Genomic DNA, 21,367 nt, shown 5'->3' with positions numbered 1-21,367 from the left:
GGTGCCGGCGCGGGCGCGGGAGCCACCGGAATCGGAGCCGGAGCGGGCGCTGGAGCCCGGGGAGCCGGTGCCGGAGCCTGGGGGGCCGGCGCCGGAGCCGGAGCCTGGGGAGCCGGTGCGGGCTGCTGCGGAGCAGGAGCCTGAGGTGCCGGTGCTTGGGGTGTCGGCGGGGGAGCTTGCGGTGTCGGCGCGGGAGCGTGAGCTGCCGGTGCCGGCGCCGACGGTGTCACGACGTTATGGCCGGGGTCGGGCTTTACATCGGTTGACGACCGGATGCTGACGGCCAACGAAAGCGCAAGGGCCGCAACGCCGATGACGAAGATCGACGTCACGATGCTCGCGAGCAGCGGGAACGGCTTGCGCTCCGGCTGATCATCGGGCACCGCACTGTCGGCGACGACGCTGTCCGGGACGGCGCTGTAAGCCAACGGCCCCTCGCCGGTTTGCACGCTGTCGGAGACGTCGTTGAAGTAGGCGGCATCGAGCCGGTTCGGATCCAGGGCGCCGGTACCGGGATCTTGTGCGTAGGCCAGCGCGGCCGTCGACGACACGAAAAGGGGGGTATTAGCCGAGGCCAGTGCCGCGCCTCGGGCCAGCGCAGTATCGGGCTCCTCGGCCGCGGTCACCGGAAGCGCGGTCGCGGTCTCCAACGCCGGCTTGATCATCGGGATGTCGATACCGGAGCCGACGACGAATATGGCGTCCGGATGTGTCTCCAGGCTTTCGGCGGCCGAGACCATCTCCGTCAACTGGGCAACGGCGGTGTCGTCGTCGTCGGAAAGCAGCTGTCGCTGGATGTCGGCGATCGAGCCATCCGCGCTGTCGACCACCGCAAGGGTCGCGGTCTCCGGCTCGATGAACAGCAGCGCCGTGTGCGCATAGTTGGTCTCGTTGCCAACCGCTTGAGCCAGGGCGGCCGCGGCCAAGAATGCCGAGACCAGCACCACCTTCTCGATCTTCTGGTTGGCCAGCGCTTCACGCAGCGCAGCGGCCTGGGCCGGATCCCGCCAGGTCACACCCGTCGAGGCCAGCTGGTAGCCACCCTCAGAAGCGCCTTCGCGGGTGCCCAGGATCGCCGATACCACCTGTTGGGCCGCACTGGCAGTCGCCGCGTCCCCGTCACCGGAGACGTCGAACTCGTCCTGATCAACTAGTGCGCCGTCGCCGTTTTCGCCTTCAACCAGCACCATCCGGACTGCGGTTGGCGCCATCGACACACCAAGTACGGTGTCCAAAGCTCCCCCATATAGTCTTTTGCGTCGTCGCGGATACGTGACTGCCAACCTTGCCCCGGGTCCCCAACCCGGTATTCCCATCTTACTCGCGGCCCGCAATCACTCTCGGAGTTGGTTTGCTGCGACAACCACAAATCACTGTCCGCCGCGCCAGTAACCCGCGCTTGCTTATTCGAAGTTTGCTATCTGGATCGGTGCCCGCCGCCGAAGCCGCCGTGGCCACCACCGCCGAAGGGACCCTTACCGCCGCCACCGACCGGACCCTTGCCGCCGACCGGACCCTTACCGCCGACCGGCCCCTTACCGCCGGGACCGCCGCCGAACAGCCCTCCTCGACCGCCGCCACCACCACCGGGGCCATGCCCCGGTTTGGGTGACGGCGCCAGGACCGGAGGAGGTAGTCGGACCGGCTTACGAGGAACGGGACTCGCGATCCGCGGTGGTGACGCCGGAACCTCGACGCGAGGCGCAGGCGCCTGCGGTTGGGGCCGCGGCACTTGCGCCGGCGCCTTGGGCACCGGCGGGCGCAGCAGCGTCTCGGGACCAGTCGCGAGGACCGGGGGCACCAGGATTGGCAACACCGGCGGAACTACGACGGCCGTATCACGCGCCGGCGCAGCCTGCCGAGCTGGAACCTCCGGAGCCGGCAACACCGGGGCCGGTAAAGCCGGTAGAACCGGAGCGGCCGGGACCGAGGCCGCGGGCAATGGAGCCCGTGGTTGCGGGCTCGCGGCTAGGGGTGGCGCAGCGGGTCGCGGCAGGTCGATCCTCGGCTGCGGAGCGGCCGCGACCTGCGTGGGCGCGGGAGCGGGCTCCGTCGGCGCAACGAGATGGTTCTCGCTGGGCCTGGGCAGCAAGGCGACGGTCGGGCGGATATTGATCGCCAGGGCAACCTCGAGCGCCACCACCGCGGCGATGGCGATGACCGCCACTGCGCTACCGATCAACAGGGCCGACCGGCGGCCGGCGGAGTCGTCCGGCGTGGCGTCGGCGACGAACTCGTCGCGAAGAAGGTCGGGATCGGGCAGATCCTGCGCGTACGCCAGAGCCGCGGTGGAGGAAGCGAACAACGGTGCGTTGCCCGACGCCAGCGCCGCACCCCGAGCCAGGGCCATCTCGTCTTCCTCCGGCACGCGTACCGTCAGCGGCGTCGCCGCGTCGAGCGCGGGCTTGATCAGGGCAATGTCGACGTCAGCGCCCACCACGTAGACACCGTCGGGACGGGACGGCATCGACTCGACGCCGGCGACCATGTCGACGACCTCGGCCACCGCCGTGTCGTCGTCCTGGGAAAGCAGCTGCCGGCGCACCTCGCTGACCGCCCCGTCGGCGGTGTCGACCACCGCCAACGTCGCCGTGTCCGGTTCGACGAACAACACCGCCGTCCGCTCGTAGCCGACGGCGCCGCCGACCGCCTGCCCCAACGCGGCCGCAGCCAGAAACGCCGAAACCAGCATGACGTTTTCGAGCTTGTGGGCGGCCAGCGCGTCGCGCAGAGCCGCAGCCGATGTGTCGTCGGGGCACGTCACGCCGACGGAGGAAAGCCGCAAGCCGGCCTCGACCGCGCCCTGCCGGGTGCCCAGAATCGCAGCGATCACCTGGTCGGATGCGCTATTGGTGGATGGGTCCGGGCCGACGGAGAAGGTGTCTTCTTCGACGATCAGGCCGTCACCGTCTTGGCCTTCGACCAACGCCATCCGAACCGCGGCCGGTGCCATCGAAATGCCGAGTACAACGTCCAAAACCCCTCCCAAGGTTTTGCGACCGGCGGTGGACTGGAGCAGAACACGCCTAAAAAGATGTTAGTCCCACAAACAATGCCCGGAGCCGGCCCGAAGCTATGTAGAACGTATGAAGTTCACGTAGGAACGCGACGGCGTCGGGCCGCGCTGACCTTGATACTTGGATCCGACGCTGCTGCTCCCGTACGGGTGCTCGGCCGGGCTGGTCAATCGCAGAATGCACAACTGGCCGATCTTCATTCCCGGCCACAGAGCGATCGGCAGATTGGCGACGTTGGACAGCTCCAGCGTGATGTGGCCGCTGAAGCCGGGATCGATGAATCCGGCGGTGGAGTGGGTGAGCAATCCCAGCCGGCCGAGCGACGACTTGCCTTCCAGCCGTCCGGCGAGATCGTCGGGCAGCCTGAACAGCTCCAATGTCGAGGCCAGCACGAACTCGCCCGGATGTAGGACGAACGGATCTCCTTTGGCCGGCTCCACCAGGCTGGTCAGCTCGTCCTGTTGCTTGGCCGGATCAATGTGGGTGTAGCGAGTGTTGTTGAAAACCCGAAACAGGCAGTCGAGTCGGACGTCAACGCTGGACGGCTGTACCAGGCTGTCGTCGAACGGGTCGATGCCCAGCCGCCCGGCGCAGATTTCGGCTCTGAGGTCACGGTCAGAGAGCAGCACCCGACGAGCGTAGCTGCCGGTAGCTTCGCAGCGGGTGGCGCCGGCTCAGCGGCGCACGGCTCAGTTGGCTGGCGCGAGGCTCAGCGCAGGTAGATTTCCTCGCCGGTCGGGTAGCCGCCGCCGGTAGTGGTGATGTGGACGTGGTCGTAATGGCCGGCACCGGACCTGCGTGCGCCTTCGGGCGTGTAATAAACGCCCCGCCAAATCGCATCCTGTATGCCGAATCGGCTTGCGTGCAGCAACACGTAGCCGACGATCTGATTACCCAGTGAAATACCGTCGGCGCTGCCCGGATCCGGAATCATCACGTCAAGCGCCAACCCGTTGGGGTGCCACCGCAACGCGTCCGCTCGAACGCCGCCGATCTCGTGGACCTCGGGAAACAGCGCACTGATACTGCGGGCCACCAGGATCGTCTTGACCTGAAGACCCTGCTCTGGCGCAACCCCCGGCGGCAGCGCCCGGGACCGGGTGTCGACCCGCCACCGGGATGCCGCAGCGAACTGACCGCCTCCCAAACCCATGCCAGCCTCGCCACCAGGCATTCTCGACACCAAAGCCGCCGGAGTGGCGGCCACGATCTCCACGCAGCAGGGTCCCTCACCCGGGTCGACAACGCGCGCGTCAGACGGACCGACATCTCCGGCCACCGCGAAGAACACAGCAGCTGGGGCAAGGACAGGGGCCACGACAGTGGCCAGGACAGCTGGCGACCTTCGCCGTTCCCGGGCTAACGAGTGCCTTCCCACCTGACGCACTCTACGAGATCACGAAACAATAAACATCCCCTAATAGGAAATTATTATTCGCGTAAACCAGCGGTTTATCGAATCACACCGGCAAAGGTACTGCTACCAGTACTGATGTCAGATCTGCAATCGAGACCGGACGGGCTTGCCGATATCAGACAATTGTCGAACGGCTGCCGCGATACCGGCGGCGACCCCGGCGACCGCTGTTTCCACGGACATGCTCGGAGCGCCGAGGTTGTGTTCTAGGGCGGCAACACTGGGCAGGCACGGCAGATGAATCCAGCCGGCGCGGATCGGCAGGCCGTTCGTCGCGATGTGGTGCAAGACGCCGTACATCAGGTGGTTGCAGACGAAGGTTCCGGCGGCATCGGAGATGTCGGCCGGCACGCCGGCCTCGCGCATGGCGACGACCATGGCGTGGATCGGCACCGTCGCATGGTAGGCAACGGGGCCGGCCGGGTCCGTCTGCTCTCCCACCAGAACCGTGCCGGCGTTGTCGGCAAGCCCGTATCGCCCGCAATCGTTGATGTTTTGTGCGAGCCGCTCGACAGTGATCATGGCGCGCCCCGGATATTCGCCCAACATGACCACCACCTGCGGCCGAATGTCGGCGATGGCCCGCCGCGTTGCGGCGATCGACTCGAAGAACACATTCGGCACGATCCGGGCGGTCACCGTGGCGCCGGCGATGACACGACCGTCCAGCGCCTCGGCGGTGAGCTGCGCCGGGTTGGCGGGCGTGTTGCCGTACGCTCCGAATCCGGTGACCAGTACCTGCGACATGATGCTCCTTGATCTGCGGTTCGCGCGGTTGCGCGATGACACATTTTCGACCGGACCCGGGAGGTTGCCATCAACATCGTGACGACGGCCGCGTCCCTGGTCGCCTTCCCCGTCGTCGCCGGGATCATCGGCGGCGTGGTCGCGGTGGTGCGGAGCCCGTCGCCTGCGCTCGTCAGTGGCGTGCAGCATTTCGCCGCGGGGGTGGTCATGGCGGCAGTGGCCGGTGAGGTATTGCCGGATCTGCGCGCCCGGGGTTCGCTGTGGCTGATCGTCGTGGGCTTTTGCGCGGGCGTCGCGGTGTTGATCGGGCTGCGGCATTTCGACGGCGACGAGGCTGCCGGCGACGTCGAGGTGTCTGGCGGCGTCCTGCCCATCGGGTTTCTCGCCGTGGTGGCCGTCGACCTCTTCATCGACGGGTTGCTGGTCGCAACCGGCGCGACCGTGTCGAAGCGCACCGCGGTCATCATCGCGATCGCCTTGACGGTCGAGGTGCTGTTTCTTGGGCTGACGGTGGCGCTGCGTTTGGCCGGCTCGGGAGTGCATCGGATGCGGGCCGCGGTGATCACCGGTGGCGTCAGCCTGGTCACCGCGGCGGGGGCGGTGCTGGGTGCGCTGGTACTCGGCGGCGCGAGTGCCAGCGTCCTTACCCTGGTGTTGGCCTTCGCGGCGGCGGCGCTGCTGTGGCTGGTCGTCGAGGAGTTGCTGGTCGAGGCGCACGAGACGCCGGAGCGGCCGTGGATGGCGGTGATGTTTTTCGCCGGATTCTTGATCCTGTACTGCCTGGGAGTGATGGAATGACCCGGATGCTAGCCTTCTGAAGCAACCACGCCGATGTAGTTCAATGGCAGAACATCAGCTTCCCAAGCTGAATACGCGGGTTCGATTCCCGTCATCGGCTCCATATCTACCTGGTCATTCGGCCCGTCTCCAACTCCCCGCCAGACGCCCGGTCCCGTAACGGTCCCGTACAGCGCTGTGGCTTCCGGCCTGCGTGTCGGCGCGATAGTGTCAGGCTCACTTGGAAGAATCCTTCGCATGGCACTGGACACCGATAGCACCGATCCTCAACCACTCCAACGGCAGCACCGGTTCGGCTCGGGGAGCAACGCCGTGTGGAACGGTGACGCCTTGGACTTGCTTCCTGAGGTGCCTGACGGTTCATGTGCCCTGATCTTCGCGGACCCGCCCTACAACATCGGAAAGCGGTTCAAGGACTTCCACGACAAGTGGCCTGACGACAAGAGCTATTCGGGATGGTGTGAGAAGTGGCTCGCTCTGTGCATCGATAAGTTAGCCCCGAACGGGTCGCTCTACGTGATGGCTAGCACGCAGAGCATGCCCTATATCGACGTTTTTCTTCGCGAGCGGCTGTCGGTCGTCTCTCGAATCTGTTGGCACTATGACAGCAGCGGCGTGCAGGCGCGTCGGTATTTTGGTTCTCTCTGGGAACCGATTCTTCACTGCGTAAAGGACCCACTGAACTACGTTTTCAATGCGGACGACATAAAGGTAGAGGCCAGGACGGGTGCCCAACGGAAGTTGATTGACTACAGAAAAGATGTTCCGACTGTCTACTCGTCCGAGAAGATTCCTGGAAACGCTTGGTACTTTCCACGAGTTCGATTCCGGATGGCAGAGTTTGAGGATCATCCGAGCCAGAAGCCGGAAGCGTTGCTCGAACGGATCATCCGTGCAAGTTCGAATGCAGGTGACCTAGTTCTCGATCCTTTCGCCGGCACGTTTACGACCTGCGCCGTTGCACAGAAATTGGGTCGCCGGTCGATCGGTATCGAACGGTCCCGCGAATATATCGGCATTGGCCTTCGACGCCTTAGCATCGCGGATGAGTTGGACGGAGTACCGTTGACAGCAATTGAAAAGCGGCGCAAGCAACGCAATAGGAACGGCGTCAAAAGCCTGCCTTCAGATCTCGCCGATGGGCTTCCATTCGAAGATGCCTGAAGACGCTTTAGATTCCTTCGCCGATGAAGTCTTAGCCATTCTGGTTAGGAGGTTCGGTCCTGATACCGGCCATAAAATATTCCACGAAAGCTTACTGATCGGCTACATAGTACTAAAGACACGCGCAGCCAATCGAGGCTCAAAATCTCGGGGCTCATTCGCTAACCTCTACGCGATTTATGTGCTTGTCGAGGATTATATCGCCAAAGGCTATGTGCAGCGGTCAAATTACAGTGAGTACGAAGGCGCACGGTTCAGCCAGTTGATGATTAGACAACGCCAGTTACCTTTCGGTGAAAAGTTGCAAAATCACGCTTTGAATAACCGGCTCAACGACGAGTTTCACAAATTTTATCCCGACGAACCTGCCAGGCCCATCTTGCGAGACGTCGCAACTCAACGGTACTGGATAACCGAACCGCTGCTTGTGGTCCACGACCAGAACATCGCAGAGGCGATCATCGAGATAATCGATAAATACGTGGAGACGCGGCGTGACCGTTTCACCGAATTTATAAGCGACTGCCAACAGATCGATGAACTAGATGATAGCGAGTCTCAAAAGAAGGTTGAATTTGTAGCCTCGCTGCTGCAGCCCACGACGGATGCGCGTATCTTCGAGATAGTATCATTCGCCATCATGAAGGCCCATTATGGTAGCGATACGATATGGATTGGGCCTACGCGTGAGTCAGTCGAAGAGCAAATTCTTCGCCTATACAAAACTGGCCGTACAAACGCCAACGATGGCGGAATCGATTTCGTCATGCGGCCCCTCGGCCGGTTCTTCCAGGTCACCGAGACGCTGGACTTGAAGAAGTATTTTCTTGACATAGACAAGGTTCAACGATTTCCCATTACGTTCGTAATCAAGACGGAACTTGAGAGTTCTGTCGTGCGGGACAGACTACGGGCGGGAGCAGAAGAGTTGTTTGGGGTACAGAAGGTGGTCGACGCCTACATGGCCGCGGTCGAAGAAGTAGTCACGATCCCGCAACTTCTTCAGTACCTCGAACAAGCTGCGGCGGAGGGAAAGTTCTCCGAAATAATAAGCGAGATAATTCTCCATTCCCGCGTGGAGTTCAATCTCGACGATGATGAAGAAGCGATGCTTCGCGCGATGACTGCATCTTAAGGGATTGGGCGATTCCCGCCTCAGCCGTGTAGCGATATCACGTTGCCGCCGTACGCCTTCGGAGCAGCGAGTGCACCGAGCGCGGCCATGTTGCCCGTGTGGTCGTCGCTGTTGATCAGGTGGGCGTAAACCGTCAGCGTGGTCTTCACGTCGCGGTGCCCCATCAACTCCGCGATGTCGATGGGCCGAATGCCCGCCGCGAGGCACAAGCTCGCGTACGTGTGGCGCAGCGAGTGGAACGACTGCTCCGGGTCCAGCTCCGCGGTCGGCGTCAGTCTGTTGGCGCGCAACACCGCCGGTCGGTACACCGCCTTGTAGAACGTCGCGTGGCGTAGCGGCTGGGTCCAGTCGAGCACCAACCGCTTCTCCGCGTCCTCCACTGTGAGTTCGGCGAGCGCGTTGGCCTGTCGCCGCGCGCGGCCCTTCGCGGTCGCGCTCGGGGCTGCCTCTTCCACACCCGTAGTGGCCGTTCCTGGTGCGGCGGTGTCGGCGCGCGCGCCCGTAGGCCGGGGCCGGGTCAACGACATACCGGGCCATAGGGGCGCGTCGGGCTCGTCTAGGCGCGGATGCTCGGCGAGGTAGCCCCGCAGTAACTCCGTCGTGTCGGCGGTCAACGGCACGCGGCGGTAGCTCTGCTTGGTCTTCAGCGGGCCGTACTCGATGGCCGCACCCTTCGCCCGCGCTGCCTGCTGCACCCGCAGCACACCTGGCTTCGCCGGGGCGTTCGGATTGAGTGGCACGTCTGGGAGTTCGACGTTGGCGATGGTGAGCCCGCCGAGTTCCGCCGCACGCAGACCCGCCCACGCGGCGACGTGAACCAGGACGTTGTACGGCCAAGGCGTCGCGTCCACGAGCGCGGAAAGCTGTGCGGGGGTGAGGAACATCGCCCGGTCCACGACGACCCCGGCCTGCCCGCCGTTGGTGCCGGTCTCGGTGGGCAACTTGATGTACTCGGCGGGGTTCTTCGCCAGCCGGCCATCCACCACCGCTTGCTCCAGGACCATCCGGACGGTCCAGAACGCGTGCCGCACAGTGGACGGCTTCTTGCCCGCCTCGGTGAGCCGATTCACCCACGCCTGGATGTACTCGCGGGTGATCTTGTTCAGCGGGTAGCCGCCAAACACCGCGTCAATGCCGAGCGTCTTGCCGTCGCCGCGACGGGTTGCGGCCGGGGCGAGGGCGTAGCGGTGATTCTCAGCGTTGTTGCGGGTGTCGGCCTTGCGGGACTCCAACCAGACCGCCGCCGCGTCCCGGAACAGCATTTTGCCCTTGCCGGGGTCGAAGTCCATGCCGGTAAGCGCCGCCGTCTCGGCCTTGTTGGCGAACGCCTTCGCGTCCTTGCGGGTGCGGAACCCACCCTTGGTGCGATCGGTACCGTCGGGGTCGTACCACCGCACCACGTACGTTGTTGTACCGCTGGCGCGTACGCGCTTCTGGACGCTTGCCATCAGCTTGCTGCCAATTCTGTTGCAGCCCTGGCGCTCGCGTAGATGCGGCGCACGGTACTGCTCTGCCAGGTAGACAGCCCAGCAGGCGACAAGATGCCCTCGGCTTCCAGGGCGCTGGCGATCTTGGCGAAGCTCAGTCCGCTGTTGCGGTCCATGATGATTCGTCGGACGACACCCGGTTTCGCTAGCCGTGGCCTACCCAGCTGCTCGCCGCGTGCCCGCTTCGCCGCCAGACCCGCCTTGGTGCGCTCGGAGATCAGCTCACGCTCATACTGGGCGAAGTTGACCAGGTTCATCGCCACCATGCGGCCCGCTGCCGTCGTGAGGTCAACGCCGAGGTCTAACACGAGGAGCGACCAGCCTTGCGCCTGGGCGGCTTCGATTATGTTGGCGGCGTTGACTATCGACCGTGACAGCCTGTCGAGCTTGGCGACCACGAGGCCATCACCTTGCCCGCTCGCCAAGAGCTGCAACACTTCTCGCAACTGTGGGCCGATCACCTTGCCGGTCACGCCCGCGTCGGTGTAGTGCTCCACTGCCCAGCCTCGCCGCTCAGCCTCGGTGTCGATGGTCGCGTGCTGGGCCTCCAGCCCGTTGCGCTTCTCGGCTTGCTCCTCGGTGCTGACGCGCGAATAGCCAAACATCAACGCGCTCTGTGGTTTCGCTTTGGGGCTCATGACTCCCCCAACGACTGTTCGTAGTCGTTCAACTCACGGAACAGTTGTTGCCGTTCCTCGTCGGTTAGCTTGTCCTCGCGTGCGGCGATAAGCCGCTCCACGAAGTGTTCGGGTAGCGGGATGATCTCAGACACAGGCTCCAGGTCGGTGTCCACAAAGCCACAGCCCTCGTTGTCGGCCAGGTGGTCGAAATGGACTGTCGCGTCCACGAATCCATGTGTGTACACGTCCGTCACGACGCCCACCGCGCCGATCAGCGGCGTGCCGGTCCAGTCGATGGCGTCGGGGTGCGCCGGGTCGGTGACGGGCTCGCTGCCTTCGTTGGTCACAGAGACCACACGTACGCGGTCGCCGGGTCTGAATCTGCTCACTTCGGTTCCTCTCGTCGGGGCGGAAACGACCGTCACCGCCTTACGCCCCGAACGCTACGCCAGCTAGCACACGTCTCACTATACCTTTACCTGCACTGTCGCCGTCTATGGCTAACTCGTGCGCGCCGATTCGCGGCGGCTATTTCGGCTAGTGCCTGCTCTTCTGGCACGAGCTGGCCGCTAGGAGTGCGCGCGGGCGGTTCAGCCCACGGCGGTGCGCCAGCAGGCTTCGCAGGTTCTACGGGCCGCTCGGGCTGTGCTACGGCAGCCTCGGGCGCTGGCACGGGACGGCGCTCGGGCTCAGGCGCTCGGTTAGTGGGCGCGTCAGGTATTGGTCCCGGTGGCCCGGCTGGCCGCTTAGCGGCGCGGCGAATTGGCTTGCCCGCGCGCTTGGCCACAACCTTGGCTAACCGTTTGTCGGCTGGCGACACACTCGGGTCAGGAGTTACACCGCGCACCGCGCGCTCCAACATGATCGCCTTCGCGAAGTTCAATCGCTCCTTGGCTTTTCGTTGCGCCTGAGGCGACGCTCCGCCGTGGATGCGACACACTGTCCCCCCGCGAATCGCGAAGCGGCCGCACGGTTTACCATCGCGCTGCCTTCGCGCAGTACAGCGACGTGGATGGTCGAGGCGCTGCTCATATGTCAGTGCATTTAAGGCTCTAGCATTCTTAGGTTGCTCGCTCATCGTTCACCTGGCCGGATCCGGTCCTCTGGCCAAGGCGGTCGCCGTGGGTTCTGTCGCGGGCGTGTGGCTATTCCACGCCGCGTGGGCTTTTGGGGCTCCCACCAATACGGCGGGGGCAAACGGTCATAAGTGATCAATGCACTCTCCAATCGGTCGTGGTGTCTCTCTTTGTGATCCGGCCAAGGCGCGCCGCCAGAGGGGGAGAGGGGGAGAATCTCCCCCTGTGCCGCGCGAGATTTCGGGCCACGCGCGATACCCGCGAATGATGAAATAGCAACTTCCTGGTACTTTTAGGACGGCCTAAGTCGCAAGTTTTCGCGGCAGGCGGGGAGACCTCTCCTCGTCTCCCCCTCTGAACCGTGATCGTCATCGGCCCTCCTTGAGGTGGAACCGATAACCGTCGTTGCCTTGGTACTCAATTACATTCGCTTCGATCGCGCCGACTAACCGCAAGGAGTCGAGCGCGGGTTCGACATACTGGCGATCGTCGTTGCTGAAACACTTCTTGATCTGATTGAGGGTTCGGTCATTCTCTCGCCGTAACTTCCGGCAGATGCCCTCTGCAACTCGCGTAATCGCTCTCTCCCGCAGAACATCCGCTTTCACAACTTCTCGTTCGGCGTCCTGCCGTCCGCGCTCCCGATTGGCAGAGCGCGCCTTGGTCTTCAGCGCCGCTTGGACCTCGGTTCGCGTCGCAGTCGACACGCTCATCACGACACCGGCAAGGTCCCAGTCCTCGTCGGTGACTTTGTCGGTCCGGCCGTTCATCCACATCAGCCCCACCGCCACCTTCAGCCGCGCGAGGGTCGCGTGTGCATCTAGTGCCTGGTTCTCTGGGACTTCGCCGCGCAGCTTCGCCTTCTGTTCTCGCCGCACTGTCTCAACCACGCTCGGCGGCAACCCCAGCACATGAAATCCCGACTTGTCGGCGGGCATCTCAAGCTTGTACTCATCGCCTGGTCCAAACTTCAGTTTCGGACCATCATCATCGGCTGTAGCTCCCTGATCATCACCAGGTCTCGGCCATGCGGGTAGACGCAGCGGCTCGGGTTCATCGGGCGGCTCGTCTGCTGCATCTGGATCCGTCGTCGGAAGCCAGATAAACCGTTGCGGCGTACCACCGTCCGAATCCTGCAGAAGTGCCCCACCGCGCCCCGGCTGGACGCCGACCACCATCGTCATGCGGTAGCGGTGGCCCATCACCACGAGGGCCTTCTCCGCGTTCGCCCACCCGAACCCAAGCCGCTCGCCCATCCACGCCTTGCGAAGCTCTGGCATCAGCGTCGAACCGCCACGGCCTGCGAGCGCCGCGAAGGTGTCAACCTCGCCCACCGTGAACATCACCGAGTTCCGCAGGTTAATCTGTTGCGGTTCCTGGCCTTTCGGCTTCCTCACATAGGCGTACTGCTTGAGGATGCCTTCGCCGCTACCTGGTGTCGCGACGAACACGAACGTCTCACTGGCCACAAAGTCCTCGGCCGCAGCTTCGGATGTGTTCTTGCCGAAACCGGAACGAGCCACTAAGGCGACGAACAGATTCAAACTCGCCTCGGACCCAATCGTCGGCGGCAGCACCACGTCGGGCGGAATGGCCGCGATTGCCCGTGCGAGGACCGCGCCGAGCGTTGACCATGGCCCAACACAGCGTGCCCGCGCGAACGTCCGCAGCTGCTCCAACTCGGGCCGCGCCGACCAGAACGCCTCCAACTCGGCGTCTGTTGGCAAGTCGTCGTTACGGTGCGCCCGATCGGGGTCAGCCTGGGCCGCGCCCCATTTCATGACCCGAAGGAACTCAGCAGCGATTCGCCCGAGTCGTTCTCCATCCTCTGGCCCGAACCTGGCGTTGTACGCCGTGCGCAGCGCCTCCACAAGTTCACGTGCCGGGTAGCAGCCGGCCACTGCCTCCGAGAACGCCCACGGTGCGACCGCAACCAACGTCTGGTAGCGGCTCGCGCCTTCATCGACATTCGCGTTGTAGTTCGTTATCGGGCCGTCGATCTTGTGTCGGCAGCTATCCCGTCCACACCCTCCACCGGTGTGCGCGTCCAGGAACGCCTCCAACTCGGCATCGGTCAGCGGATCGTTTTGGTCAGCGGCTTCGGTCAGGCACTCTCGCAGCACTTCCGGCAACGGACTCACCGGCCCGGTTCTCACCTGGCGGTAGACACCGCCTTTGGTTTCGGCGTCGGGGTGAGGAGTCGGGGCTGCGATGATGACGCCGTTCTTGCCCCTGACGTCGCCGCAGATCGTGAACGCGCCCGCGCCGTTGCCAAACTGCTTGTCGGGAGGCATTACGAAGATGTAGTGCCCACGGTCACCATCACGGCGCGTGCCTTGAATCGCCGCGGCGCTCAGCAGCGCGTCGGCCAAGTCATCACGCCCATAGACCCTGATGCCATTAATGCTGTCGAGGTCAAGATCAAACACAACCGCGCCAGATCGCCCAGAGTGCAACGCGATTCCGTAGTTCGGGTTCACTTTCCACCAGCGCAGTATCCGATCAGGGTCACGGGTCGATTTGTCTTGCCACTTGCCGCCCACGACGCTGCCGGGGTTCTTGATGTCGTCGGGATCAGTTGGGAGTACATACCATCCGGCTTCCACGTACGCCAGTGCGGCTTCAAGTAGGGTCATACCTGTCACGTCCGGCAGCAGCAACTGAACGTCACTGTGCCCGTTTGTGTTCGGGACCCCAGGCTCTAGCGCAAACGGGTTTCGGCGCCGCTTTCGGCGGGTCGTCTCAGGCGGTAGACTAGGCATCACGATCCTTCCGCTGCCAGGCTTACGGTCGTACCGCCCCGGTGGGTTGCCATCCCCGCCGGGGCAACACTTTTATTGGACTGCAGCGGTTTTCGGCGCGCGATGCGCGTTAGGGCCGACAAAGCGAGTGGCACTGGGCTGCTTCTGCGCGGCAACGAAGTCCCAGCCATCTTGCTTGGAGAAGTAGTTGTTGTTACCGAACCGCGTCGGGGTGATCCTTCGATCGATCACGGCGTGCTTGATTGCACGGCGGCTTACCGGGATGCCCTCGTCGTAGTGCAACCATTCCCAGAGCTCTTGCTCCGTCATGGTCGGCTTCTGGTTTTCATTCATGGGCGCACTCCAAAAATGTTGCAGTTTTGGTTGTTTGCGCCCACTTCCAATCCCCGGTTTATGTAGGAAGCGCGTCCGAGGGGAGGGTCAGGCCGTCGTAGACGGCCCTACACCCCTACTACCTTACCCGAACCGTCGCCGCAGCGCCGAAACTAAAGCGTGTGTATACCCGCCCGAAAACAAGTGCGAAGCAGCGGTTTTCCTGCCCAGACCGGGCCACGGCGACGAATACATGTTGATTGGCTAAGCAGAAGTTAGGCAGTCAATACGTATCAATGCACTCGCTTCAGAGCGGACTACGGACTGGCCCGGTTCGGGCCTTGGCGCCGCCGAGGTTGGGCGGTCACGAAAACAGCATCGCCGTATTGGCCCCTGACAGCCACGCTGAGCGACGACAATCGCTGCCCTTCACCCTGTACGGGTGCAAAACGCGGTGAATCGTAAATCCCCGGGTGGTGCATCATCATCGCAGGTCAATTGGTCTACGCCCACGCGTCGGGGTTCACATCGGGCTCGGGGTTCGGCAGGATCACCGCGCCGGGTGGGAGGTCGGCACGGGCGTTGATGACGGCGGTCTTGTAGGTGTTGGCGGCGAACTTGCCGGCCAGGGTTTCGCATGCAGTGCAGCAACGGAACAGCATGATCAACGGTGCACGGTCCACCGGCAGCCACCGGGTAGTCCCACCGCCGTACTCGTTCACATCGGGGCTGAGCGGAGCGGTGCAGTCGTGCGCGATGTTCACAGTGCAGCGGAGTTCGTAGTCGCGGACGTAGCGCGGGTTGTGTTCACCGCCAAAGCACCAGTAGTCATCAACGGATCGGTCGAGCAGCAGCAAGCTCGCTATTTCTTCCGCAGGGCTCATGCTGCGGTCACGGTTGTCCTCGTGACGCCAGCGGTCGCGCACGACGTATACAAGGCTTCCCCCAACTCGCCAAATCTTGGCAACGCCCTGCTCATGGGTGGCGTCGGGGTCGGAGTCGGTGTCCAAGGTCTTGTACTGCAACGACGGTGGTAGGCCCAACGCGCGCTCGCGCGACGCTTCACCCTCGCGCAGATGGAAGTCGGCTGCCGCCGCGTCGGCCCGCTCAGCGAGGACCGGCACACGCACGGGATCGAACAACACCGTGTCTTCGCGCGTGCTGAACGCCTTCATGATGATCGCGGTAGCCCGGTTGGCAGCGCGCACGGTCGTGTTGGCTCTTGGGTCCATGGGGCGTGGGCTCCCCGTAGATTGCTGCCGTGTCATGCGGTTTCACCCCACTCCGCGCCCAAGCCGGTGCGGGCCGTCTTGGTATTCAGCGACGTTGCCCAGTTGAAGAGGTCTTGTGTCGAGAACATCAACACGCCCGCAACTACCGTGCTTGGTATCTCGCGGCGGGTTGCGGCGTTACGCACGTAGTTGAGTGTGAGCGGTACGCAGAGAACTTCAGTCAACCAGCGGTGCGCGCCAGCTCTGCCGCGAACGGTTAGCAACGGCGACAGTTCCGCGCCTTTTGGTAGGGCAGGCGGTAGTAGTTTAGGCATCCTGTGAACCTTCCTGTGTCCCTTGATCTTAACCCTTCCTCGCCGCGAACCGCCTCGGCTAACCTACGGTCACACACGGGAGGTGCTAGCGACGGGCGCGCCCAGCCTCTTTGGCGTAGCTTCGCTCGAATACGCACATCAGGAGGCATCTACGCCATGACTACTAATCCACTGATCCCCAGGCCGTTTCGGATTTGGGGTGGCGACGGCCTAGGCGGAACCCAAACGCACGGCGATGTCTTAGTTAATCAGCTCGCCGATGGCGTAACCCTTGACTCTGTCTGGTTGGAGCTAGGCGAGGTTCTCGCGCTCTACAACTCACACAGGTCCGCGCTCGCGAACCTGCTGTCGTACAGGACGATCAACGCTGCCGACGCCGTGCCGCAGAACGTGAAGGCCGAGCACTTTGAAGAAGCAACCGAGTTCGGCGTGCCGAGCGGCGTCAGCGATCCGAGTTACCTCAAATTGGGTTACTCGTGGAGAGATTACGATTTGGCGCTTCGGTGCACGTGGAAGTATCTTCGCTCAGCCACCAGCGAGCAAGTCACGAACCGCATCACCAGGGCTCTGGAGGCCGACAACCGGCTCGTTACGGGCAGCATCCTCCAAAGATTGTTTTCCCCAATAGTTTTCACGAATGACTTCGGCCATAACTGCTATGGCCTGTGGAACGCAGACGGCATGAAGCCACCCAACCACATGGGCAGGACGTTCGACGGTACGCACACCCACTACCTGGCGACGAACAGCACCACGTTGGACCCGATCCATGTTGAGAACGGGATTCGGCATATTGCTGAGCATGGCTACGGCACAACGCAGGCCGCGCGGTTCTTACTCTTGGCGCATCCGAACGACATCGAGGCATCGGAGATTGCGAGCTGGCGCGCTGGAGTTACGTACGACACCAACAAAACGCCGCGTTACGACTTCATCCCGAGTTCCAATGCGCCCGCGTATATCTCGCAGGAGAACATTCACGGCGCGGTACCGCCTGCGGAGTACGAGGGACTTCTGGTGACGGGCAGTTATGGCAAGGCCTGGATCATTGAGAGCTATTTCATTCCACAGGGTTACGTAGCCATCGTGGCTACGGGTGGTCCCGGTAGTGACGCCAACCCGGTTGGCTTCCGCGAACACACCAACCCGGCCTACCGGGGACTGAGACGCATTCCTGGACAGTGGCGGGGCTACCCGCTCCAAGATTCGTTCCTCGCGCGCGGCTTTGGCACGGGTGTCCGGCATCGCGGCGCAGCCGTCGCAATCCAAATTGCCGCGAGCCCGACCTACGCCCCGCCCGTCATCGAGCTATAGCCATGAAGTTCACGCGGGACTACTACGGCGGCACAGTCGAGGACACCGAATTTTCGTGGGGCCGTGGGGCCGTACCACCCGGCAAGGAACGCACCCCGCCCGACCAAGGCGGTAAGTACGTTGGCCGCGCGCCGTCGATGGCTGACCCACCGAAACGCAAAGACAAGGGCTACAGGCCGAGTGGCGCACCAGTGGGCTACGCCGGTGAGCAAATTGCACTATGAAACGTGGCCGGGGCGGGGCTTGTGTACCCGGCGGCTCCGTCCTGGCTGCCCGACTCGCGGCCAGTACCGCGAGCTGCCGGCGCCCCCGCGCCACGGCTACGCATGTGCTAGGCCGCGCTACGTCTGTCGCTAGCGCGGTCGCCGGGGCGGGTTGAGGCAGTGGGACTCCCCGCCCCAGGTTGGCCGTTCGCGCCCGCCCCGGCTGCACACCAGCGGCGCTAGTTGACTCGCAACAGAATCGGTGTCCAAGGGTGTTCGCCGACCTCAGCCACGCCTTGACTGTCGACGGTGATACCGCGGAACGACTGGTGGCCGAGAGCCCAGCGTCGCCGCCGAATCTCGGCCAATGACCGCCGCCGCCAACGAGCACCGTTCCATCCCGGTGGCGCTTCGCCGCCGGGTTGTCGGACCCAATCCGGCGTCAGGAACACTTCCTCGCCGTAGACCGTCAACTCGGCCACGTGCGCGTCGTATTCGACGCGTTCTGGTGCCATCTTCTCGTCAACCTTCTCCCAGAACCATTTGTAAAACTCGCGTACCGCTGCCGTGTAGCGGCCGATAATCGGCTGCAGGTCAAACGACTTGCCCTGCTGCTCAAGGTAAGTCCGTACCTCTGCGTTCAGGGCGTCCCACTTCAATAGCGGCTCAACTCGCAGCCGAAACTGGAACTCCGCCATGGGCATCGTCTGGGAGAACTGCCATGCCGGGTTCAGATAAGGAAGGAACTTGTGCTGGGAATAGTTGCGCAGTTCTACGAGCAGCTTTGCTTCGTCTGCTTCGAACACGGCGAGGCGCTTTTTGGTGTACTCGCCGCGCTCGAACTCGGACAGCTGTTTGCCAATGCTCGGCCAGATGTCGCGTAGGACTGCTCGCTGACCCGAGATGAGCGACTTCACCGAGCCGAGAAAGTTCGAGAGGAGTCGAGCCAGCTCGATGCCGAAGGGGTCGCCCACGTCGGGGTTGAACGGCTGGCTCTGGCCGATCTCGGGATACCGCCAAATGTGGGCCTGCAATTCCTCCGCGTTCCTGCTGAAGGCGTACGACGTCAGGTTCAAATCCTTCATCATCGCGATGACCTCGAACGCCCGCATCTCCATCAACATCGCCTGGCGCCGCTTGTACTCGGCAATCCACGGGTTGGTGTAGATCGTCTCGGACGTTCCTTCGCTGACGTCCTCAGCAGGGGCCTCGCTCATAGAGCCAATTCTGCGGCCGCGCTCCGACAACATCTTGGCGTGTCGGCGAGCGTGTCCAAATGGTCCCGTAACGGTCCCGTAGACGCAGCCGAACTGTGGGCGTACCGACGCCGTACCGGGGGCGTCCGTTAGCCGTACCGAAACTGGTCCTGAACAGTGCAGACGCAGCATCGCGGCAGCCCGCCGACCAGCGCTATCGCTCACCCGTTCGGGCGTAGAAAATACTTCCCAAGCTGAATACGCGGGTTCGATTCCCGTCATCGGCTCCACGTTGACCAGCGTGAATGCTGTTCGATCCGTTCGAATCTCGTGCTCGGTGTCACCACGATGTCCCTGAAGCGTCACCGGTACCCGCCACCACCGCGCCGAGCGGACACTAGGTTCCGTCCGAGCGAACTCTGACCGCTTCAGCGGTGGTTTCCTGATCGACCAGGTGGCCGTGGTGGAGGAACCTCCGCCACGCCATCGCACATCATCGTAAGCCCCACGCGATGTGGCCGGCGCCGCGCCGGTTGAAGGTCGGCGGGCAACACCAGCCGCGAGTTCGACGACCATCGCTGCCTCCGCACCCACTGCCTCCGACAGCCCACAGCGATCTTGGCTTCGCCAACGGAACTGTCGGCCAGCGCCGATAGCGTTGTGCCATGCTTTCAACCATGTCGGTCACCTCGATGCTCGATCGAGACGCCTACGTGTATGCCGAAGTCGATCGGCTCATTGGGCTCCCAGCTGGCACCGCGAAGCGTTGGATCAACGGTTACGAGCGTGGCGGCAAAGAGCACCCGCCGATCCTGCGCGTCATGCCCCGAGACACGGCCTGGGTCACCTGGGGGGAGTTCGCACGAGACTCGCATGCTCGCCGAATACCGCGATCGGCGAAAGGTACCCATCGCGCGGCAGCGCGCGGCAATTGAGCGCCTACGCGCACAGTTCAACCTCCGGTACCCACTGGCACACCTTCGCCCTTTCCTGTCGACCCATGAGCGGGACCTAACGGTGACCGGCGAGGACGTCGGCCTTAACGACGTCGAAATGACGATCCACACCGGCCAAGCCCTACTTGGTGACGCGCGGTGGCTCGCCGAGACGGCGACGCTCAGCCAGGATGACCTTGGCGAGCCCGTGATCGTTGAGCTTCCTGCCGACAAAGGGTTTCCCGAAATCGTGATCAACCCAAGCCGATACAGCGGCCAGCCCACGTTTGTTGGGCGGCGTGTGTCGCCGGTGACGATCGCCCGAATGGTCTTCAGCGGCGAGCGGCGCGAGGATCTGGCCGCCGACTACGGACTAAGCCTGCGGCAGGTGCAGGACGCGATCGACTACACCAACAAGTACAAGCTCGCGAAGCTGGCAGCGTAAAGCCGGGAAATGCTGCAACTCGACGGCGTGACCTACGTTGTCGACGAAAACTTGCTTCGCGTGGGGGCAGCGCTTGTTGCTGTGCGGAAAGACACCGCCCGGTTCGGCCGCACGCCCGTCGGCGACATGCTGCCGCCGGGCATCCTCGACACCGACTGGATCCCGATTGTCGGCGAACGCGGGTGGGTGGTAATCACCAACGATAAGCACCTACGGACGCGGCCAGTAGAGGCCGAGTTGGCGATAGCCCACAAGCTCAAAGCTATCCACTTGCACGGCAAGGTTGGCAAACAGTCGGCTTGGGCACAGCTGACGCGGATCGTCACAAGGTGGCCGGCTATTGAGCATCACCGCGAGAAGGCGCCGGAGGGGCCGTGGTGGCTGTGGGTGCGCCGCCGGCCGCCTTGGCGACGCCGCGCCCGCAAGCGCATGAGCGAAATGCGCAGACCTTCGACTCGCCTGATGCCAGGATGTTGACGTGACCAACGCGCCGCTGCGCTATGCCCGCAACGGGGACGTGCGGTTGGCCTACCGCGTGTTCGGCGACGCCGGCCCTTTTCTCATCTGGGTATCGGGCTGGGTGCTGAGCAATGTCGACACGATCGACGAACCCGGAAGCCCGTACGCGGAATTCGTCGACCTGGTTTCTCAGTCGACCCGGTCCATCGTTTGGGACAGACGCGGGACGGGCCTGTCGGACCCCTCGACTCAGCCACCGTCAATAGACCAGCGCATCGACGATGTGCGAGCCATCCTGGATGCCGCTGGCGCCGACCGGGCGGCATTCCTCGGCACCAGCGAGGGCGGATCGGTGAGCGTGGTATTCTCCGCCACCCACCCGGAACGGGTTGCCTCCCTTGTTCTTTACGGCACCGCGGCACGGTATTCCCAAGAGCTGCCCGACTTCCCGTGGGGATTCACGCCTGCCGAAATCGAATCGCAGCTCGACGAGATCGACAGTCGCTGGGGAGATGGCGCACTTGCAGATCTGTTCTATGGCGCGACTGCCGACACGCCTGGCGTAAGAGAAATGTTTGGCAAGCTCCAGCGCGCCATGGCGAGTCCGACGATGGCCAAGCTGTGGTGGAAAGCGTTCATGGAGATCGACGTCCGCGGTGTGCTCGCCTCCGTGCGAGCGCCTTCCTTGGTCATGGCGCGCCCCGGTGATCGGTTGGTGCCCATCGAGGCGGCGG

The 21,367-nt window shown here is 63.5% G+C and carries 20 protein-coding genes, 1 tRNA gene and 1 pseudogene; 9 read left to right on the top strand and 13 right to left on the bottom strand.

What is annotated here, in order from left to right; all coding sequences use genetic code 11:
- The 5 genes from B4U45_RS16775 to pcp all read right to left on the bottom strand — a co-directional run.
- The coding region (locus tag B4U45_RS16775; protein WP_219859462.1) for a DUF7159 family protein at positions 1–1,211 on the bottom strand (1,211 nt) is incomplete at its 3' end.
- Positions 1,212–1,417: 206 nt separating this feature from the next.
- Positions 1,418–2,977 (bottom strand): DUF7159 family protein, encoded by a 1,560-nt coding sequence (locus B4U45_RS16770; RefSeq protein WP_183154956.1) that lies wholly within the window; start codon positions 2,975–2,977, stop codon positions 1,418–1,420.
- 96 nt (positions 2,978–3,073) lie between these two features.
- The gene (dcd, locus tag B4U45_RS16765) at positions 3,074–3,646 is read right to left on the bottom strand and encodes a dCTP deaminase (RefSeq protein WP_075546343.1); all 573 of its coding nucleotides are present in this window, start codon (positions 3,644–3,646) and stop codon (positions 3,074–3,076) included.
- 80 nt (positions 3,647–3,726) lie between these two features.
- Complete coding sequence (locus B4U45_RS16760; protein ID WP_075546342.1) at positions 3,727–4,395, bottom strand: VldE C-terminal domain-containing protein; 669 nt, start codon at positions 4,393–4,395, stop codon at positions 3,727–3,729.
- Positions 4,396–4,512: 117 nt separating this feature from the next.
- Complete coding sequence (pcp, locus tag B4U45_RS16755; RefSeq protein ID WP_075546341.1) at positions 4,513–5,181, bottom strand: pyroglutamyl-peptidase I; 669 nt, start codon at positions 5,179–5,181, stop codon at positions 4,513–4,515.
- A gap of 42 nt (positions 5,182–5,223) precedes the next feature.
- Here pcp and B4U45_RS16750 point away from each other — a divergent pair, with 42 nt between their 5' ends.
- From B4U45_RS16750 to B4U45_RS16735, 4 genes are all read left to right on the top strand, one after another.
- Positions 5,224–5,979 carry a ZIP family metal transporter gene (locus B4U45_RS16750; RefSeq protein ID WP_089025051.1) on the top strand — a complete coding sequence of 252 codons (756 nt, stop codon included), beginning with the start codon at positions 5,224–5,226 and terminating at the stop codon, positions 5,977–5,979.
- Positions 5,980–6,008: 29 nt separating this feature from the next.
- A tRNA-Gly gene (locus tag B4U45_RS16745) sits at positions 6,009–6,082 on the top strand.
- A gap of 134 nt (positions 6,083–6,216) precedes the next feature.
- Positions 6,217–7,143: an adenine-specific DNA-methyltransferase gene (yhdJ, locus tag B4U45_RS16740; protein WP_082275327.1), complete on the top strand. Its 927-nt coding sequence runs from the start codon at positions 6,217–6,219 to the stop codon at positions 7,141–7,143.
- Entirely contained in the window at positions 7,136–8,278 is a 1,143-nt protein-coding gene (locus B4U45_RS16735; RefSeq protein ID WP_075546339.1) for a restriction endonuclease, read from the top strand. The genes yhdJ and B4U45_RS16735 overlap by 8 nt, the downstream gene beginning before the upstream one ends.
- Before the next feature lie 20 nt (positions 8,279–8,298).
- Here B4U45_RS16735 and B4U45_RS16730 read toward each other — a convergent pair whose 3' ends face one another.
- The 7 genes from B4U45_RS16730 to B4U45_RS16700 all read right to left on the bottom strand — a co-directional run bounded on the left by B4U45_RS16730 (position 8,299) and on the right by B4U45_RS16700 (position 16,081).
- Positions 8,299–9,726 (bottom strand): tyrosine-type recombinase/integrase, encoded by a 1,428-nt coding sequence (locus B4U45_RS16730; protein ID WP_075546338.1) that lies wholly within the window; start codon positions 9,724–9,726, stop codon positions 8,299–8,301.
- The gene (locus B4U45_RS16725; protein ID WP_306770940.1) at positions 9,726–10,403 is read right to left on the bottom strand and encodes a recombinase family protein; all 678 of its coding nucleotides are present in this window, start codon (positions 10,401–10,403) and stop codon (positions 9,726–9,728) included. Before B4U45_RS16725 ends, B4U45_RS16730 begins: the two co-directional genes overlap by 1 nt.
- On the bottom strand, positions 10,400–10,774 hold the full coding sequence (locus B4U45_RS16720) for a hypothetical protein (protein WP_131808270.1): 375 nt from the start codon (positions 10,772–10,774) through the stop codon (positions 10,400–10,402). The genes B4U45_RS16725 and B4U45_RS16720 overlap by 4 nt, the downstream gene beginning before the upstream one ends.
- Positions 10,775–11,829: 1,055 nt before the next feature.
- Positions 11,830–14,097, bottom strand: coding sequence for a bifunctional DNA primase/polymerase (locus B4U45_RS16715; protein WP_075546336.1), 2,268 nt, complete (start codon positions 14,095–14,097; stop codon positions 11,830–11,832).
- Between the two features lie 198 nt (positions 14,098–14,295).
- Positions 14,296–14,556, bottom strand: coding sequence for a hypothetical protein (locus tag B4U45_RS16710; RefSeq protein ID WP_241780203.1), 261 nt, complete (start codon positions 14,554–14,556; stop codon positions 14,296–14,298).
- A 482-nt stretch (positions 14,557–15,038) separates the two neighbouring features.
- On the bottom strand, positions 15,039–15,767 hold the full coding sequence (locus tag B4U45_RS16705) for a hypothetical protein (protein WP_075546335.1): 729 nt from the start codon (positions 15,765–15,767) through the stop codon (positions 15,039–15,041).
- Between the two features lie 32 nt (positions 15,768–15,799).
- The gene (locus tag B4U45_RS16700; RefSeq protein WP_131808269.1) at positions 15,800–16,081 is read right to left on the bottom strand and encodes a hypothetical protein; all 282 of its coding nucleotides are present in this window, start codon (positions 16,079–16,081) and stop codon (positions 15,800–15,802) included.
- A gap of 156 nt (positions 16,082–16,237) precedes the next feature.
- Here B4U45_RS16700 and B4U45_RS16695 point away from each other — a divergent pair, with 156 nt between their 5' ends.
- Both B4U45_RS16695 and B4U45_RS16690 read left to right on the top strand, forming a co-directional pair.
- A complete protein-coding gene (locus tag B4U45_RS16695; RefSeq protein WP_075546334.1) occupies positions 16,238–17,395 on the top strand; it encodes a hypothetical protein in 1,158 nt (385 codons plus the stop codon).
- Between the two features lie 2 nt (positions 17,396–17,397).
- Positions 17,398–17,619, top strand: coding sequence for a hypothetical protein (locus B4U45_RS16690; protein ID WP_075546333.1), 222 nt, complete (start codon positions 17,398–17,400; stop codon positions 17,617–17,619).
- 218 nt (positions 17,620–17,837) lie between these two features.
- Here the strand turns inward: B4U45_RS16690 and B4U45_RS16685 are convergent, their stop codons facing one another.
- Positions 17,838–18,815: a hypothetical protein gene (locus B4U45_RS16685; protein ID WP_075546332.1), complete on the bottom strand. Its 978-nt coding sequence runs from the start codon at positions 18,813–18,815 to the stop codon at positions 17,838–17,840.
- 644 nt (positions 18,816–19,459) lie between these two features.
- Between B4U45_RS16685 and B4U45_RS16680 the strand changes: the two are divergent.
- The 3 genes and pseudogenes from B4U45_RS16680 to B4U45_RS16670 all read left to right on the top strand — a co-directional run.
- Positions 19,460–20,174: pseudogene (locus B4U45_RS16680) on the top strand (DUF433 domain-containing protein).
- Between the two features lie 9 nt (positions 20,175–20,183).
- The gene (locus B4U45_RS16675) at positions 20,184–20,651 is read left to right on the top strand and encodes a PIN-like domain-containing protein (RefSeq protein ID WP_158006321.1); all 468 of its coding nucleotides are present in this window, start codon (positions 20,184–20,186) and stop codon (positions 20,649–20,651) included.
- A gap of 1 nt (position 20,652) precedes the next feature.
- Positions 20,653–21,367 (top strand): alpha/beta fold hydrolase (locus B4U45_RS16670; RefSeq protein ID WP_219859461.1); only part of this gene is annotated, 715 nt, incomplete at its 3' end.

This window comes from Mycobacterium persicum, from assembly GCF_002086915.1.
GTDB lineage: Bacteria > Actinomycetota > Actinomycetes > Mycobacteriales > Mycobacteriaceae > Mycobacterium > Mycobacterium persicum.
This window is presented reverse-complemented; position numbering and strand designations above follow the sequence as displayed.